The organism is Streptomyces cadmiisoli, from assembly GCF_003261055.1.
Taxonomy (GTDB): Bacteria; Actinomycetota; Actinomycetes; order Streptomycetales; family Streptomycetaceae; genus Streptomyces; species Streptomyces cadmiisoli.
In genome coordinates this window covers 1,937,895-1,954,509 of record NZ_CP030073.1, presented here as the reverse complement: position 1 = coordinate 1,954,509, position 16,615 = coordinate 1,937,895, and the positions used below count along the sequence as shown (strand labels likewise).

General features: G+C 73.7%; 12 protein-coding genes and 1 pseudogene. 6 read left to right on the top strand and 7 right to left on the bottom strand.

Going from position 1 to position 16,615, the window contains the following annotated elements:
- Positions 1-87 precede the first annotated feature (87 nt).
- Positions 88-1,902 (top strand): LuxR family transcriptional regulator AbsR2, encoded by a 1,815-nt coding sequence (locus DN051_RS08060; protein WP_112438384.1) that lies wholly within the window; start codon positions 88-90, stop codon positions 1,900-1,902.
- Between the two features lie 7 nt (positions 1,903-1,909).
- Here DN051_RS08060 and DN051_RS08055 read toward each other — a convergent pair whose 3' ends face one another.
- Positions 1,910-4,513 (bottom strand): CHAT domain-containing protein, encoded by a 2,604-nt coding sequence (locus tag DN051_RS08055; RefSeq protein ID WP_079001682.1) that lies wholly within the window; start codon positions 4,511-4,513, stop codon positions 1,910-1,912.
- A gap of 109 nt (positions 4,514-4,622) precedes the next feature.
- Between DN051_RS08055 and DN051_RS08050 the strand changes: the two genes are divergently transcribed.
- The 3 genes from DN051_RS08050 to DN051_RS08040 are packed head-to-tail and all read left to right on the top strand — an operon-like array spanning position 4,623 to position 7,188.
- Positions 4,623-6,062: a S8/S53 family peptidase gene (locus DN051_RS08050; protein WP_112438383.1), complete on the top strand. Its 1,440-nt coding sequence runs from the start codon at positions 4,623-4,625 to the stop codon at positions 6,060-6,062.
- Between the two features lie 59 nt (positions 6,063-6,121).
- Positions 6,122-6,697, top strand: a complete 576-nt coding sequence (locus DN051_RS08045; RefSeq protein WP_053762516.1) for an RNA polymerase sigma factor — start codon at positions 6,122-6,124, stop codon at positions 6,695-6,697.
- Complete coding sequence (locus DN051_RS08040; RefSeq protein ID WP_053762517.1) at positions 6,694-7,188, top strand: hypothetical protein; 495 nt, start codon at positions 6,694-6,696, stop codon at positions 7,186-7,188. Before DN051_RS08045 ends, DN051_RS08040 begins: the two co-directional genes overlap by 4 nt.
- Before the next feature lie 24 nt (positions 7,189-7,212).
- Here the strand turns inward: DN051_RS08040 and DN051_RS08035 are convergent, their stop codons facing one another.
- The 6 genes and pseudogenes from DN051_RS08035 to DN051_RS08010 all read right to left on the bottom strand — a co-directional run bounded on the left by DN051_RS08035 (position 7,213) and on the right by DN051_RS08010 (position 14,112).
- Positions 7,213-8,013, bottom strand: a complete 801-nt coding sequence (locus DN051_RS08035) for an N-formylglutamate amidohydrolase (protein ID WP_053762607.1) — start codon at positions 8,011-8,013, stop codon at positions 7,213-7,215.
- Between the two features lie 204 nt (positions 8,014-8,217).
- Complete coding sequence (locus DN051_RS08030) at positions 8,218-10,437, bottom strand: NADP-dependent isocitrate dehydrogenase (protein ID WP_053762518.1); 2,220 nt, start codon at positions 10,435-10,437, stop codon at positions 8,218-8,220.
- Positions 10,438-10,670: 233 nt separating this feature from the next.
- On the bottom strand, positions 10,671-11,765 hold the full coding sequence (locus DN051_RS08025) for a mechanosensitive ion channel family protein (RefSeq protein WP_112438382.1): 1,095 nt from the start codon (positions 11,763-11,765) through the stop codon (positions 10,671-10,673).
- Positions 11,766-11,967: 202 nt separating this feature from the next.
- Positions 11,968-12,213, bottom strand: a pseudogene (locus DN051_RS08020) (amino acid permease); the annotation flags it as partial.
- 12 nt (positions 12,214-12,225) lie between these two features.
- On the bottom strand, positions 12,226-12,990 hold the full coding sequence (locus DN051_RS08015) for a crotonase/enoyl-CoA hydratase family protein (RefSeq protein WP_053762521.1): 765 nt from the start codon (positions 12,988-12,990) through the stop codon (positions 12,226-12,228).
- Between the two features lie 156 nt (positions 12,991-13,146).
- Positions 13,147-14,112, bottom strand: a complete 966-nt coding sequence (locus DN051_RS08010; RefSeq protein ID WP_112438381.1) for a lysylphosphatidylglycerol synthase domain-containing protein — start codon at positions 14,110-14,112, stop codon at positions 13,147-13,149.
- 133 nt (positions 14,113-14,245) lie between these two features.
- On the opposite strand from DN051_RS08010, the gene DN051_RS08005 reads away from it, so the two are divergent.
- Both DN051_RS08005 and DN051_RS08000 read left to right on the top strand, forming a co-directional pair.
- Positions 14,246-16,129: an ABC transporter ATP-binding protein gene (locus DN051_RS08005; RefSeq protein WP_162624892.1), complete on the top strand. Its 1,884-nt coding sequence runs from the start codon at positions 14,246-14,248 to the stop codon at positions 16,127-16,129.
- A 143-nt stretch (positions 16,130-16,272) separates the two neighbouring features.
- Positions 16,273-16,614 carry a hypothetical protein gene (locus tag DN051_RS08000; protein WP_053762523.1) on the top strand — a complete coding sequence of 114 codons (342 nt, stop codon included), beginning with the start codon at positions 16,273-16,275 and terminating at the stop codon, positions 16,612-16,614.
- Position 16,615 lies beyond the last annotated feature (1 nt).

Below are 16,615 nucleotides of genomic sequence, written 5' to 3'. Positions count from 1 at the left end.
TGCCCTGCGCCCGTCCGGTGCGCCTGAGTCGGCCCCTACTCAAGTCGACCTGTATCAGGGGTGAGTAACACCGCTCTAGTTCACGTGATGACTTACGAACAGGACGCGAAGACCCTGGAACTGCCCTGGCCGTTCACCGGGCGGGAGGACGAACTCGAAGTCGTCCGCAGGTCGCTGGCCGCCGGCCGGCACGGCATCGCCGTGACCGGGCCCGCGGGCTGCGGGAAGACCCGGCTCGTCGCGCAGGCGGTGCGCGGCAGCGGCTGTGCCAAGGTGGCCGGCACGCCCGAGACCCGGGGGATCCCCTTCGCCGCGTTCGCCCACCTGCTGCCCGAGGAGGTCACGCTGCACCGGGCGGTGCAACTGCTGTCCGGGGTACGGCTGCTGCTCGTGGACGACGCGCACCTGCTCGACGACGCCTCGGCCGCCCTCGTCCACCAGCTGGCCGTGCAGGGACGCACCCGGCTGCTGGTCGTCGCCACCGACGGCACCCGCGTGCCCGGCGCCGTGGCCCGGCTGTGGACCGGCGAACTGCTGCCCCGGCTGGCCCTGGAACCGCTGCCGGCCACGGAGACCGCGCAGCTGATGACCGCGGGCGCGGGCGGCCCCCTGGAGCCGCTGACGGCGCACCGCCTGCACAGTCTGTGCCGGGGAGACCTGCGGCTGCTGCGCGACCTGCTCGGCGCGGTGCGCGAGCGCGGCCTGCTCACCCGGGTCCCGGACTCGGACGAGTGGGCCTGGCGCGGCCCGGTGCCGGTCACCGCGGCCGTGCGCGAGCGCGTCGCCCCGGCCCTGGACCGCACCGACCCGGTCGAAGGCGAGACCCTCGACAAGCTCGCCTTCGCCGAACCCCTGTCGCTGCACCTCGACGAGCTCGATCTCGGCGTCCTCGAACGCCTGGAGGCCGACGCCCTGATCCACCTCGACGAGCACGCCGCCGTGCACCTCGCCCACCCGCTGTACGGGCCCGCGCTGCGGGCCACCGCCGGCACCCTGCGCGCCCGGCGGCTGACCGGCGCGCCGGACCGGTGCGGTCCCGCCCTCGCCGCCGAACTCTCGGCGCTGGAGCGGCGCATCGAGCAGGCCGACGTACGGCCGGTGCCCACGCCGGTGGGGGAGTGGCTGGTGGCGCAGGACGCGCCGCTGCCCCCGGGGTACGCGGCCGTGCGGGCGCGGTTCGCGCGGTTGCGCGGAGAGCTGCGTCAGGCCGCGGCATGGGCCCGCGAGGGACTGCGCGGCGCGCCCGGCGACGACTCCTGCCGGTCGGAACTCGCCCTGTCCGCCGCGCAGTCCGGCGATGTGGCGACCGCCGGGGCACTGGTCGCCGAGCACTCTCTGGGCGGTGCCGCGACGATGTGGCTGGCGGCCGCGCGCGGCGACGTCGACCGCGCCCCGGACCCCGCCGACGCCGGCAGCGCCTACGACGCCGTACGGCTCGGCGACCCCGCCCCGGCCGCCGGCCGGCTCTCGGGCGTCTTCGCCCAGCACGCCGACGCCCTCGCCCGCGGCGACGGCCCCGCCCTGGACCGGGCCGCCGAACGACTGGAGGAACGCGGCTTCCTGCTGTTCGCCGCGGAGGCGCACGCGCAGGCGGTCCGGGCCCATCGCGACCCGAGCGCCGCCCGGACCTCACGCACCCGCGCCGTGGCCCTGGCCCGGCGCTGTCAGAGCGCCCGCACCCCCGCCCTGTCCGGCCTCGTCCTCGGCGAACTCACCGTCCGGCAGCGGCAGATCGTCGCCCTCGCCGCCACCGGACTGAGCAACCGGCAGATCGCCGAACAGCTCACCCTGTCCGTCCGCACGGTGGGCAACCACCTCTACAGCGCCTACGCCCGTCTCGGCGCCAGCGACCGAAGGGCCCTGCCGTGGCTCGTGGAGGCGCCGCACGCGCAGCCCGCGTGAGGTGCGTTCAGGCCGCGCCGAAGGCCGTGAACGCCCACCCCGTGGCCTGATGCACCGCGTCGCCCGGCACCGACGCCCGCGCGTCGCGCAGCGCCTCCGCCAGCGACACCCCCGCGCTCAGTGCCTTGTGCAGCGCCCCCATCAGCGGGACGACGGCGGCGTCGTTGACGGGGGCGCTGCTCGCCACCACACCGGCTGTGCCCAGCGGCAGCAACGCCGTGACCAGCCCGAGCAGTTCGTCGGCGCCGACCGAGGCGAGCCGGGCGGTGTCGCAGCTCGACAGGATGATCCGGTAGGGACTGCGGTCCAGGCGTTCGAAGTCGTGCACGATGAGCGGGCCGTCGGCCATCCGCAGCGAGGAGAACAGCGGGCTGTCCGCGCGGAAGGTGCCGTGCGCGGCGATGTGCGCCAGCGCGGCACCGTCGAGCTCCGCCAGCACCCGCGGCACCCGTGCCTCGTCGTGCTCCAGGACGGTCGGCCTGCCGTACCGGTCGGCCACGTCGGGCACCTCCGCACCGCCGGTCGCCAGACCCGGGCCGCGCACCAGGACGTGCCGGCCGCCCGGCGGCGGCTCGGTCTCCCGGGCCCGCAGCCAACTGCTCGCGGACGGCGACACACTGAGGACCCGCTCGCGCAGGGACGGCAGCAGCGCCCACGGCACCCGGTGCAGCCGGCCCGGCGGCACCACCACGACCGGTCCGGGTCCGAGCTGCGCCGCGGCCGGTCCGAGCAGCAGCTCCTCCAGCCTGCGGCCCGCGGCCTCCACCACCGGCAGCCGGCCCTCGGCCCCCGGATGGGCCAGCCGCCGCAACGCCGCCTGGACGTGCTCGGCCTCCACCTCCGCCTCGGCCAGCAGCCCCGCCTCGAACCGCCGTACCCGCCCCCGGCCGCACAGCAGGACGTGCACCCGGCCGTCCAGCACCGCGAGTTCCACCAGCTGGGTCCCGTCGAGCCGCTCCAGCAGCCGCCCGACGTCGAACTGATGGCCGTCGCCGGGCGCGTCGCCCCGCATGTGCAGGGTCCGCGAGCGGATCTCCCGTTCCAGACGGCGCTGTTCCCGCTCCAGCGCGGGCACCGGACGGCCCTCCATCCGGGCGGCCTCCGCGCGGGCGGCGATCTCCCGGTGGGCGGTCAGGCAGCTCAGCAGCGCCGGATCGGCCGGCGGGCGGGTGGGCGGTGTGGACAGCACCGTCGCCCGCCAGCGCTCGCTCCACATCAGCAGCCGGCGCGGCCCCCCGCCGGACAGGCTGGCCTGCTGGGCGAGCGCGGCCAGCTCCGCGCCCTGCTCGGTGGCGCGGGCCCGCAACTCCGACGCGCCGAGCGTCATCCGGTGGTCGTCCAGCACGTCCAGTCCACGCCGGCAGGCCTCCAGGACTCCCCGGCCGGATCCGGCGGCCCGGGCACGCAGCGCCTGCGCCGCCCAGCCCGTCATCCGGGCCAGCGGCGGCCCGCTGTGCCGGCTGCGGGCGGCGACCGCCAGATGCCGTTCCGCGTCGGTCCGCCAGCCCAGGCGCAGCGCGATACGGCCGGCGAGCAGCGACGCCTCCGGCGCGGCCGGCGCGCCGAACGAGGCCAGCCGGTCGGCCACCGCGGCGGCGTCCGCGACCAGCCGGCCCGAACTGCGTCCGGCGGCCATCCGCGCCTCGATCAGCACCAGCCGGGCGTGCGTCTCCCACCAGGTCCGCCGCTGCGCGGCGAACAGCCGCACCGCCAGCGCCGCCCGGGCGATCGCCGTGTGCGCGTCCCCCGCCAGCCGGGCCGCCCGGGCGGCGGCGAGGAGCAGCTCCGCCTTCCGCGTCGACTGCCCGCCGATACCGTCGAGGACCGCGATCGCGGCGTCCGCCTCCGCCAGCGCCTCGGGCGCTAGTCCGGCGGCCATCAGCACCTCGCAGCGCCGGATGTTCAGCATGAACGACGGGGTGCCGAGCTTGGCGTACCGCTCCGCCGCCTCGTCGAGCAGCCGCAGCGCCGCCGGTACGTCGCCCGACCGGAACGCGGCGAGGCCGCGGCTCTCCACCGCGTCGGCCTTGTCGTGCTCCTGGCCGGTGGTGTCCCACAGGGCCTCGGCGGCGGTGAAGTCGGCGTCGGCCCGCTCCACGGCGCCCAGCGCCAGGTGCACGGTGGCCCGCAGCGTCAGCGCCCGCGCCGTCCAGATCACGTCGTCCGCCTGACGCAGCACCGGAATCGCCCGGCGTACGTCCTCCAACGCCTCACGATGGTGGCCCAGCACCCACCAGACGTAGGCCCGCCGGTACAGCACGCGTGCCCGGGTGTGGCCCGTGCCGCGCAGGACACCCCGCTCGAACGCGGCCAGGCCCTGCCGGGTGCGGCCCGCGTGGACCAGGGCCACGCCGAGCGTGCCGAGGACGTCCGCCTCCCGCTCGGCCGACTCCGCGCGCGCCGCGAGATCACGGGCGCGCCGCAGATGGTGCAGGGCGATCCGCAGATCGCCGAAGTCCCGCTGCCAGATCCCGATCACCTGATGGGCGACGGAGGCGTGCAACGGCGGCGCACCGGTGCCGAGCACCCGTTCCGCCCCGGCCAGCGCGTCGTTGGGAGCGGCGAACACCATCGGCAGGAGTTCGAGAACCGAGTCGCTTCCCGCTGTCACCCCTCGGATGGTAGTGGCCGGGGAACCGTGCCACACGTGTTTGTCTGTGTATCAAGCAGTCGCATCGCGGCTCTTGTTGTCGACCGAAGTCCCACCGGGAGGACACGCCATGGCACCACAGCGATTCCGCGAGCAGTTCGACCAGATCCAGCGCTCGATGCCCGACGTACCCCTGGCGATGGGGCCGGACGACTCCGCCGACTTCATCTACGAGAAGGGCGTCGTCCTGGCCCGCGACGGCGAGGAGGCCCGCATCGTCGAGGACACGGTGCGGACCCACTTCGCCGAGACCACGGGACTGGTCGCCGACAGCGTGCGCCGCGGCGGTGCCGAGACCAACCGTTCCGGGATCACCCGGATCGAGGTCGGTGACCCGGGCGAGGGGGACCAGCGCGGCGACCGTGCCGTGGCGGGCGCGCTGCGGGCGCTGCGGGCGGTGGAGGGACGCGCGGGACACCGGCTGGTCAGCCGCAACCACGTGGTGCACATCGCGCCGGTCAACGCCTGCCCCGGCGACGAACCCGTGCCCGCCCCGCTGGACCAGCCGCCCAACCCCGCGGCGGCGGAGGCGGCGTACGACCCCGACACGGCGGTCGGTGTCCTGGTGATCGACACGGGCCTGATGAAGGACCACGGTTCCTACCCGCTGCTGGCCCACACCCGGGGCGACCTCCAGATCAAGGAGACCGGCGACGACGGCGCCCTCGAGCAGTACGTCGGGCACGGCACGTTCATCGCCGGCCTCCTCGCCGCCGTCGCGCCGAACACCGACCTCACCGTCCGCAACACCCTCAACGACGCCGGCGCCATCCTGGAGTCGGAGTTCGGCGACAAGCTGTTCGAGGCCGTCGACCGCGACGGCTGGCCCGACATCATCAGCCTGTCCGCCGGCACGCCCAACGGCCGCCCCGACGGTCTGCTGGGCCTGCAGGCCTTCATGGAGGAACTGCGCACCCAGCGCACGCTCCTGGTCGCCGCGGCCGGCAACAACGGCAGCGCCACGCCCTTCTGGCCCGCCGCCCACGCCACCCTGCCCGCCTGGGAGGACAGCGTCGTCTCGGTCGGGGCGCTGCGCAGCGACGGTGAGTTCGGCGCCTGCTTCAGCAACCACGGCGGCTGGGTGAAGGTCTACGCCCCCGGCGAGCGCCTCACCAGCTCCCTCACCGGCTTCGCCACCCCGGTGCCGTACGTATACCGGCACTCGACCTACGACTCCTGCCGGTACGGCTTCACCTACGCCTGCACCTGCCAGTACCCCCGGCACGCCGGACAGCTGAGCGAGGAGCAGCAGGCCGGCGGGGGCAAGCCGGACCAGGTGATGTTCGAGGGCTTCGCGCACTGGAGCGGCACCTCGTTCGCCACCCCCGTGGTCGCCGGGATGATCGCCTCCCACATGGTCGCCCACAAGGAGACCGACCCGCGGGCCGCCGCACGGCAACTGCTCACGGCGCACGCCGAGTTCGCCGAGGTGCGCGGCGCCCATGTGCCGGCCCTCCGTCCGCCGACCTGGCGCCCGGTGCCGGTCGTGGCCCTCGCCACCGGGACGTGAGGGCTCTGGCGGCCCCCGTCACGGCGTACGATGACTGGCCGTACACGAGGGGTGGGGCCGTGGATCGTGCAGATGTCGGCGCGCTCGTCCAGTCCGCCGTCGACGGCGACGCGGCGGCCTGGAAGGCGCTGGTGGAAGGGCTGAGCCCGCTGGTGTGGTCCGTGGTGCGCGCTCACCGGCTCAGCGACGCCGACGCGCACGAGGTCTACCAGACCGCCTGGTTCCGGTTCGCCCAGAACCTCGGGCGGATCCGGGAGCCGGACAAGGCGGGCGGCTGGCTGGCGAGCACCGCGCGCAACGAGTGCCTGAAGGTCCTCAGGAGTTCGCGGCGGCTGACGCCGACCGACGATCCGCAACTGCTGGACCGGGTCAGCGAGGACCGCACGCCGGAGCAGGCGGTGCTCGACTCGGAGGAGGCGGCGGCGCAGAGCGAGCGCATGCGGCGGCTCTGGCAGGAGTTCGAGGAACTCGGCGATCGGTGCAGGCAGTTGCTCCGGGTGCTGATGGCCTCGCCGCCGCCGAGCTACCAGGAGGTGTCCGCCGCTCTGGGCATCGCCGTCGGCAGCATCGGGCCGCTGCGCCAGCGCTGTCTGCGGCGCCTGCGGGCCCGACTCGACGCACGGGGAGCACTGTGAACGCCATCAACGACGACGGATTCGACGACGAGACCGTCCTCGACGACGAGGAGTTCGACGCCGGCCGGCTGGAGGAGGAGCTGCGCGGGGCCGCCGCCGTCCTGGATCCGGTACCGGCCGAGCTGCGGCGCCTGGCCGTCGAGGCCTACGCGCTGCACGACCTGGACGCCCGGATCGCCGAGCTGACCTTCGACTCGCTGGTCGACGCCATTCCGGTCAGGGGCGTGACGGACGCGCCGCGGATGCTGACGTTCCGCACCGGTGAGCTGAGCGTGGACGTCGAGGTGACCGCGCGCGGGCTGATGGGGCAGGTGCTGCCGCCCCAGCCGGCCCGCATCGAGGTGCTCGGCGGCCCGCAGCCGGCGGTGCCCGCCACGCTCACGGCCGACGCCATGGGCCGTTTCGCCGGCGACGTGCCGACCGCGGGTCCCTTCGCGCTGCGGCTGCGCGCCGGCGGCGAGGTGGTCGTCACGGAGTGGCTGCGGGCCTGACCGCGACAGGCCGCCGGGCGGAGGTCAGCGGGGTACCGCGTCGACCAGGTCCGCCAGCGCCGTGGCGAGCCGGTGCAGTCCGGGTCCGGCGGGTCCGCCGGGCTCGGACATGTACGTGTCCCGGCGGATCTCCACCATCAGGGCGCTGACCCGGGGCTCCGTGCCGTGGAACTCCAGCGGCACGTAGGTCCCGGCGAAGGGGCTGTCGAGCCCGGTCGCCCCGAGCGGTGCGAAGGCCTCCCGGGCCGCAGCGAGCAGCCCGGGCGGCGTGTGCCGGGGATCGGTCCCCAGGCACACCGGCGGGCGCGGACCGCCGCCGTGCAGCTCGTACGGCAGCCGGGCGGTGGGGTAGGAGTGGACGTCGATGATCACGGCCCGGCCGGTGGCGGCGAGCCGGCCGGCCACCGCCTCGGTCATGGCGCGGGCGTACGGGCGGAACCAGCGTTCCAGCAGCGGCTGCGGATCGCTGCCCGCGGGCCGCAGCACCGCCCCGTGCGTGGTCCGCTCGTACACGGCCCCCATGCCCACGGCGAGCATCTCCTCCCGCTCGTCCGGGAACCGCTCGGGATCGACGACCAGCCGGGAGAGCCGGTTGACGAACCGCCAGGGCGTGACGGCCGACAACGCGGCCGCCTCGGCGGCGATCCGCCGCGTGTGCGCGTCCGTGATGTGGTCCAGTTCGCGCTCCAGCGCCTCGTCGTCCAGCACGATGCCCGCGCGCACGTCCGCCGGTATGTCCCGGGCGGAGTGCGGCACATGGAGGAGCACGGGGGAGGAGTCGGCGCCGGGCAGCAGCTCGAAGGAGGACGGTGCGGCGGGGGACATCGGGCGGCTCCGGAGGGCGCGGTCGGTGGCGTACGGCACGATCACGGTGCCACATCGGCCGCGGGCCCGCGCCGTACGCGGGCCGGAACGCACGGGGACTTCCGACCGCCCGGAAGGAAGCCGAACGCCCGCACACGGCTCCGCCCCGGCCGGGCGGTGTGCCGGTCGGGGCGGAGACGGGGAGCGGGCCCTGGGGCCGAGGCGTCAGCTCAGGGAGGCGAGCGTCTCGTTCCAGGTGGCCGAGGGACGCATCACGGCGGCGGCCTTGGCCGGGTCGGGCTGGTAGTAGCCGCCGATGTCGGCCGGCTTGCCCTGGGCGGCGATCAGCTCGTCGACGATCTTCTGCTCGTTGGCGGTGAGCGTCTCGGCGAGCGGCGCGAAGGCCTTGGCCAGCTCGGCGTCGTCGGTCTGACGGGCCAGCTCCTGCGCCCAGTACAGGGACAGGAAGAAGTGGCTGCCGCGGTTGTCGATGCCGCCGACACGACGGGTCGGGGACTTGTCCTCGTCGAGGAAGGTCGCCGTGGCGCGGTCGAGGGTGTCGGCGAGGACCTGGGCGCGCGTGTTGCCGGTGGTCTCGGCGTACTGCTCGAAGGACGGCACCAGGGCGAAGAACTCACCGAGGGAGTCCCAGCGCAGGTAGTCCTCCTTGACCAGCTGCTGGACGTGCTTGGGCGCGCTGCCGCCGGCGCCCGTCTCGAACAGGCCGCCGCCCGCCATCAGCGGGACGACCGACAGCATCTTGGCGCTGGTGCCCAGCTCCAGGATCGGGAACAGGTCGGTCAGGTAGTCGCGCAGCACGTTGCCGGTGACGGAGATGGTGTTCTCGCCGCGCCGGATGCGCTCCACCGACAGCTTGGTGGCCTCGACGGGGGCGAGGATCCGGATGTCCAGGCCCTCGGTGTCGTGCTCCGGGAGGTACTGGTTGACCTTCTCGATCAGGTTGGCGTCGTGGGCGCGGGTGGCGTCCAGCCAGAACACCGCCGGGTCGCCGGTGGCGCGGGCGCGGGTGACGGCCAGCTTCACCCAGTCCTTGATCGGGGCGTCCTTGGTCTGGCAGGCGCGGAAGATGTCACCGGCGGAGACGGTCTGCTCGATCACGGCGTCGCCGGCCTCGTCCACGATGCGGACGGTGCCCGTGACCGGGATCTCGAAGGTCTTGTCGTGGCTGCCGTACTCCTCGGCCTTCTGCGCCATCAGACCGACGTTCGGGACCGAGCCCATGGTGGACGGGTCGTAGGCGCCGTTGGCGCGGCAGTCGTCGAGCACGGCCTGGTAGACGCCCGCGTAGCTGCTGTCCGGCAGCACCGCGAGGGTGTCGGCCTCCTGGCCGTCCGGGCCCCACATGTGACCGGAGGTGCGGATCATGGCCGGCATGGAGGCGTCGACGATGACGTCGGAGGGGACGTGCAGGTTGGTGATGCCCTTGTCCGAGTCGACCATCGCCAGGGCGGGACCCTCGGCGAGCTCGGCGTCGAAGGAGGCCTTGATCTCGGCGCCCTCGGGCAGGGCCTCCAGGCCCTTGTAGATGCCGCCCAGACCGTCGTTCGGGGTCAGGCCGGCCGCGGCGAGCTTGTCGCCGTACTGCGCGAAGGTCTTCGGGAAGAAGGCGCGGACGACATGGCCGAAGACGATCGGGTCGGAGACCTTCATCATCGTGGCCTTCAGGTGCACGGAGAACAGCACACCCTCGGCCTTGGCCCTGGCGACCTGCGCGGTGAGGAACTCGCGCAGCGCGCCCACGCGCATCACGGAGGCGTCGACGACCTCGCCCGCCAGGACGGGCACGGACTCGCGCAGCACCGTGGTGGAGCCGTCGTCGCCCTTGAGCTCGATTCGGAGCGAGCCGGCCTCGGAGATCACCGCGGACTTCTCGGTGGAGCGGAAGTCGTCGACACCCATGGTCGCGACGTTCGTCTTCGACTCCGGGCTCCAGGCGCCCATGCGGTGCGGGTGGGTCTTGGCGTAGTTCTTGACCGACGCCGGGGCACGGCGGTCGGAGTTGCCCTCGCGCAGGACCGGGTTCACGGCGGAACCCTTGACCTTGTCGTAGCGGGCGCGGATGTCGCGCTCCTCGTCGGTCTTCGGGTCGTCCGGGTAGGCGGGCAGCGCGTAGCCCTGGCCCTGGAGCTCGGCGACCGCGGCCTTCAGCTGCGGGATGGAGGCCGAGATGTTCGGCAGCTTGATGATGTTGGCCTCGGGCGTCTTGGCCAGCTCGCCGAGCTCGGCCAGGGCGTCCGGGATGCGCTGCCCCTCCTCCAGGTACTCCGGGAACACCGCGATGATGCGGCCCGCCAGCGAGATGTCGCGCGTCTCCACGTCGACACCCGCCTGCGACGCGTACGCCCGGACCACCGGCAGGAAGGAATACGTCGCCAGGGCCGGGGCCTCGTCAGTGTGCGTATAGATGATGGTCGAGTCAGTCACCGGGTGCTCCGCTCCACGTCTGCAACATTGCTCGACATCAAGATATCTCGTGAGCGGGGCGGTCTCGACAGGGGTCCTCACGGATCCGGGCCCGCGGCGCCCGGCTCCCGCCGTCCCGCGCGGTGAGAGGCCCGGCGCGCGGGACGGCGCCGCGGGGACGGCCCCGGCCGGCGCCGCACCCGGGGTGACGGACCGGGTGCCCTCCGTCATCCGGGTGCGGCGGTTCCGGGGTGTCAGTCCAGGTGGATGGCGGGCACCGCGTTCGCCTCCTCGGCGCCCCGCTGCTGCGGGATCGCCACGACGCCCTGCTGGAGCGCGACCGTCCGGGTCGGCGCCGGGATGCGGATGCCCTCGGCGCGGTAGCGCCGGTGCAGGCGCTTGATGAACTCGTGCTTGATCCGGTACTGGTCGCTGAACTCGCCGACGCCCAGGATGATCGTGAAGCCGATCCGGGAGTCGCCGAAGGTGTGGAAGCGGACCGCGGGCTCGTGGTCCGGGACCGCCCCGGTGATCTCCGTCATCACCTCGGTGATGACCTCCGTGGTCACCCGCTCGACGTGGTCGAGGTCGCTGTCGTAGGCGACGCCCGCCTGGACCAGGATCGTCAACTGCTGCTCGGGACGGTTGAAGTTGGTCATGTTGGTCCCCGCGAGCTGCCCGTTGGGGATGATGACCAGGTTGTTGGAGAGGTTGCGGATGGTGGTCTGCCGCCAGTTGATGTCCGTGACGTAGCCCTCCTCGCCGCTGCTCAGCCGGATGTAGTCGCCGGGCTGCACGGTCTTCGACGCGAGGATGTGGATGCCCGCGAAGAGGTTGGCGAGGGTGTCCTGAAGCGCGAGCGCGACGGCCAGACCGCCGACACCGAGCGCGGTGAGCAGCGGGGCTATGGAGATGCCCAGTGTCTGGAGCATCACCAGGAAGCCGATCGCGAGGACCACGACCCGGGTGATGTTGACGAAGATCGACGCCGAGGCGGCGACACCCGAGCGGGACTGGGTCACCGACCGCACCAGACCGGCGACGACCCGCGCCGCGGCCACCGTCACCACCAGGATGAACAGCACCGTCAGGGACTGGTTGACGTGGTGCTGGACCGTTCTGGTCAGCGGCAGCGCGGCCCCGGCGGACGCCGCGCCGCCCACGATCGCGGCCCACGGCACCACGATCCGCAGCGCGTCCACGAGGACGTCGTCGCCGCTCCAGCGGGTGCGGTCGGCGTGCTTGCCCAGCCAGCGCATCAGCATGCGCAGCAGGAACGCCGCCAGCAGTCCCGCGGCCAGGGCGATTCCGGCGATGACGAAGTCGTCCAGGGTCGGCGTACGGGTCACCGGTCACCCCCGCGAAGACGGTCGTCGGCGTGCGTGGCCGCCGGAGGCCGGATCTGAAGTCTCGTCACGTGGTCACCTGCTCGTTTCCGGGGTGTGCGGTCGCGCCGGCCGTCACGGGCGTCGTGACCCGGCGCGAGCGCTCATCCTGCCGTATCCGGCACGTCAGTTCGTACCGGGACCGGCGGCGGGGCGCAGCCGGTCGGACGATCTCCTCGGCCGGTTCAGCCTGTTCGCGCTCGGTTCCGTACGCGGCGGTCGTGGGCGTTCCGTACGAACGGCGGGCCACGAACCACCACGCGGTGGCGAGGACGAGTACGACGAGCAGGGCGACCGAGGTGTAGTTCATCGTGTCGAGGGTCACCGGCGACGACCGCGGCAGGCAGAACAGCACCGTCACACGGGCCACCCGGCCCACCGCGATCCAGCCGATCGGCCCGCTCCACCGCCCCGGGTGCCCGACTCAGCCCTCGGAGAACGTGCCGTGCCGCCCGGCACCCGAGACGAACCGGGCCGCGCCCTCGATGCTCTGCGCCAGCACCCCTGTGCCGTACCGGAGTTCGCCGCGCATGGCCGCCGCCTCGTCCAGCCCCTCCTGGTCCAGCACGGAGGCACGGTCGGAGCGCAGGCAGTCCTGCGGGAAGCGGGCGATCTCCGCGGCCAGTTCCTCGGCCGCGGCGCGGGCGGTGCCGGTGGGCACCACACGGTTGGCGAGGCCCGTCTCCAGGGCCTCGCCGGCGAGCACCGGCCGGCCCGTGAGGATCATGTCCAGGGCGCGGCTCGTACCGATCAGCCGGGGCAGCCGCACCGTACCGCCGTCGATCAGCGGGACGCCCCAGCGGCGGCAGAACACCCCGAGGACGGCGTCCTCCTCCACGACCCGCAGATCGCACCACAGGGCCAACTCCAGCCCTCCGGCGACGGCATGTCCGGCCACCGCGGCGATCACCGGCTTCGACAGCCGCATCCGCGTCGGCCCCATCGGACCGTCGCCGTCCGGTGTGACGGCGTTGCCCCGCTCCGTGCCGAGCGCCTTCAGGTCGGCGCCCGCGCAGAACGTGCCGCCCTCACCCCACAGGACCGCCACCCGGGCGTCGTCGTCCGAATCGAAGGCGCGGAAGGCGGCGGCGAGTTCGGCCGCCGTCGGGCCGTCCACGGCGTTGCGGACCTCGGGACGGGACAGAACGACGGTGGTGACGGGCCCCCGCCGCTCGATGCGGACCGGCATGCTGGCATCCCTTCCGTACGTCGGACGCAGCACGTTACCCGCGCGGCGCGCACCGTGGACCCGGCACGTTCGATCAAGAGGGCGGGCCCGGCGGTCCGGTCCCGCGGAGGTGCCGCCCGTCACGGCCGGCGCGAGGACCGTCGAAGCGCGGGCCCCTCAGATCACCTTCAGCCGCACCAGCGCACCCAGCGTCAGCGCCCCCGGCAGCAGCGGCAGCCACACCGTGATGATCCGGTACGCCAGCACCACCGCCGTCGCCACCGCCACCGGACCGCCCGCCGCGACCAGCGCCACGATCAGCGCCGCCTCCACCGAGCCGAGCCCGCCCGGGGTGGGCACCACCGCCACGGCGACGGTCGCGGCCAGATACGCGACCGCCATGTGCCACAGCGGGATGTCCAGGCCCAGCGCCCGCCCCACCGCGACCAGCCCGGTCGCCTGCAACGCGGGGAACGCCAGCGAACCGCCCCACAGCGCCAGCGCCCGGGCGGGACGCGTGTGCACCGAGCGGGCCTCGCCCAGCGCCGTGCGCAGGAAGGACCCGAGGGCCCGGCGCAGCCGCCGGACCAGCAGCAGCACCGCCGCGGCGACCAGCACCACCACGCCGAGCCCGAGCAGCAGCGGACCGGCCGCACCGTCCGGCAGCAGCGTGCCGGGGCGCAGCGCGCCGGGGAAGACCACCAGCAGCGTGACCAGCAGGCCGACCCGGGCGACGCTCTCCGCGAGCAGATAGAGCGCCAGGGCGGCCGAGGAGCGGGCCAGCGGCAGCCCGCACACGGTCATGAAGCGGAGATTGACCGCCGACGCCCCCACGCCGGTGGGCAGGATGTGGTTGGCCGCCATCGCGGCGACCTGCGTGACCAGCAGGCGGAAGCCCGGCAGCCGCTCGACGACCGCGCCCTGCCGGGTGACCGCCGCTGCCACCCAGGTCATGCAGGTGGCGGCGCCCGCGGCCAGCAGCCAGGGCCACCGGGCGGTCGTCAGATGGTGGAAGCCCTGGGTGAGCACGTCACGGTGCCGCACCGCGAGAAAGGCCACCACGGCGAGCGGGAGCAGGCCGAGGATCGCCCGCAGAGGGAGGCGCCCGGTGGACCGCGCCTGGGGAAGTCGTACCGCTGTCACATTCGAAGAGGCTCTCCGTGCCGTCTCAACTGCGGGTTGCGGCAGCGGGGACGGCGGCTTACGTACGGGAAGCGGGCGGGCTTCGCGCCCTCCCGTTGACCTAAAGAAAGGTTGAGGTCCTATGTTCGCCTGTATGAGTATGGAGACCACGGCCTGGACGCAGCTGCACAGCGTCATGAACGCCGAGCAGGAACGCCGCCCCTTCGCCCGCGCCACACTGCGCCGCATCGGCACGTTCGCCCGCCCGCACCGCCGCCGCATCGCCCTGTTCGTCCTGCTGGGCGTGGCCACCGCGCTGCTCGCCGTCGCGACCCCCGTGCTGGCCGGCCGTGTCGTGGACGCGATCGTGTCCGGCGGCGACGAGGGGACCGTCGTGCGGCTCGCCCTGCTGATCGCGCTGATCGCGGTCGTGGAGGCGGCGCTCGGCATCCTCGGCAGGCGGCTCTCGGCGACCCTGGGCGAGGGACTCATCCTCGATCTGCGCACGGCCGTGTTCGACCATGTGCAGCGCATGCCGGTCGCGTTCTTCACCCGCACCCGGACGGGGGCGCTCGTCAGCCGGCTCAACAACGACGTCATCGGCGCGCAGCGGGCCTTCAGCAACACCCTGTCCGGTGTGGTCAGCAACCTCGTCACGCTGGTGCTCACGCTGGCCGTGATGCTCACCCTGTCCTGGCAGGTCACCCTCCTCGCGCTGGTGCTGCTGCCGGTGTTCGTGGTGCCCGCCCGGCGGATGGGCCGCCGGATGGCCCGGATGCAGCGGGAGGCGGCGACACTGAACGCCGCCATGGGCACCCGTATGACGGAGCGCTTCTCCGCCCCGGGCGCCACCCTCGTGAAACTCTTCGGCCGGCCCGAGGACGAGTCGGCGGAGTTCGCCGCCCGCGCCCGCCGCGTCGCCGACATCGGCATCCGCACGGCGACCGCCCAGTCGGCGTTCATCACCGCGCTCACCCTCGTGTCGGCCCTCGCGCTGGCCCTGGTCTACGGCATCGGCGGGCGGCTCGCCCTGCGCGGCGCCCTGGACCCCGGCGCGGTCGTCGCCCTCGCCCTGCTGCTGACCCGGCTGTACGCGCCGCTCACCGCGCTCGCCGGAGCGCGTGTGGAGGTGATGAGCGCCCTGGTCAGCTTCGAGCGCGTCTTCGAGGTGCTCGACCTGAAGCCGCTCATCTCCCAGAAACCGGACGCCGTAGAGGTGCCCGAGGGCCCGGTGCCGGTGGAGTTCCACGACGTGCGCTTCGGCTACCCCGCCGCCGACAAGGTCTCCCTCGCCTCACTGGAGGAGGTGGCGTCCCTCGACACCCGGGGCGGCACCGAGGTCCTGCATGGCATCTCCTTCCGCGCCGAGGCCGGGCAGACCGTCGCCCTCGTCGGCTCCTCCGGCGCGGGCAAGTCCACCGTCGCCCAGCTGCTGCCGCGCCTGTACGACGTCGACGAGGGCGCCGTGCGCGTCGGCGGCGTCGACGTACGCGACCTGACCGCCGACTCGCTGCGCGCCACCCTCGGCATGGTCACCCAGGACGGACACCTGTTCCACGACACGGTCGGCGCCAACCTGCGGCACGCCCGCCCCGGCGCGACCGACGACGAGCTGTGGGACGCCCTGCGCCGGGCCCGCCTCGACGACCTCGTACGCGCCCTGCCCGACGGCCTCGACACGGTGGTCGGCGAGCGCGGCTACCGCCTGTCGGGCGGGGAACGACAGCGCATGACCGTCGCCCGGCTCCTGCTGGCCCGCCAGCGCGTCGTCATCCTCGACGAGGCCACCGCCCATCTGGACAACACGTCGGAGGCGGCCCTCCAGGAAGCCCTCGCCGAGGCCCTTCAGGGGCGTACCGCCGTCGTCATCGCCCACCGGCTGTCCACCGTGCGCGCCGCCGACCTGATCCTGGTCCTCGAAGAGGGACGCATCGTGGAACGGGGGACGCACGAGGTGCTGTTGGCGGCCGGCGGACGCTACGCGGAGCTGTACCGCACGCAGTTCGAGGAGCCCGCGGCGGACGTCGTCGCGGCGTAGCGGCGGTGGGAACACCGGGGCGGACCCGGGGGCGGGGGTGTCACACGCGGTCGTCGTATCCGGTCGATCTGGTGTCAAAGGGGATTCCGCAACGCGGCGACCGGGCTCCCCGTCCCCGTTCTCGTTCCTCTCTCGGAGTACACATGGACGCGCGTCAGGAGGCCGCACGCGGCCTGACCGACATCGAGAACTTCCTGTACCGGGAAGCGCATCTGAAGGCAGCGCACAGACGGGTGTCCGAGTTCGTCGCGGGGGTGCGGGGTCTGAACCCGGAACAGAAGAACGACATCGAACGGTGGTATCTCGACGAGCAGCGGCATGTGGCCCGCATGGTGACCGACCACATCGCCGACAGCATCAGCGTCGTGGAGGAGCAGCACCATGTCCGCTTCGGGCGGTGGCTGCGGGGGACCATGCTGTCGATGGCACTGATCACCACGATGATGCTCGGGCTGTGCGTCGTGCTCATCGCGAACGTTGTTTAGG

Excerpts from the sequence above, each read along its gene's own strand:
- DN051_RS08060 (WP_112438384.1), top strand. The coding sequence starts at position 88 with ATGACTTACGAACAGGACGCGAAGACCCTGGAACTGCCCTGGCCGTTC.
- DN051_RS08050 (WP_112438383.1), top strand. The coding sequence starts at position 4,623 with ATGGCACCACAGCGATTCCGCGAGCAGTTCGACCAGATCCAGCGCTCG.
- DN051_RS08035 (WP_053762607.1), bottom strand. The coding sequence starts at position 8,013 with ATGTCCCCCGCCGCACCGTCCTCCTTCGAGCTGCTGCCCGGCGCCGAC.
- DN051_RS08015 (WP_053762521.1), bottom strand. The coding sequence starts at position 12,990 with ATGCCGGTCCGCATCGAGCGGCGGGGGCCCGTCACCACCGTCGTTCTG.
- DN051_RS08005 (WP_162624892.1), top strand. The coding sequence starts at position 14,246 with ATGAGTATGGAGACCACGGCCTGGACGCAGCTGCACAGCGTCATGAAC.
- DN051_RS08000 (WP_053762523.1), top strand. The coding sequence starts at position 16,273 with ATGGACGCGCGTCAGGAGGCCGCACGCGGCCTGACCGACATCGAGAAC.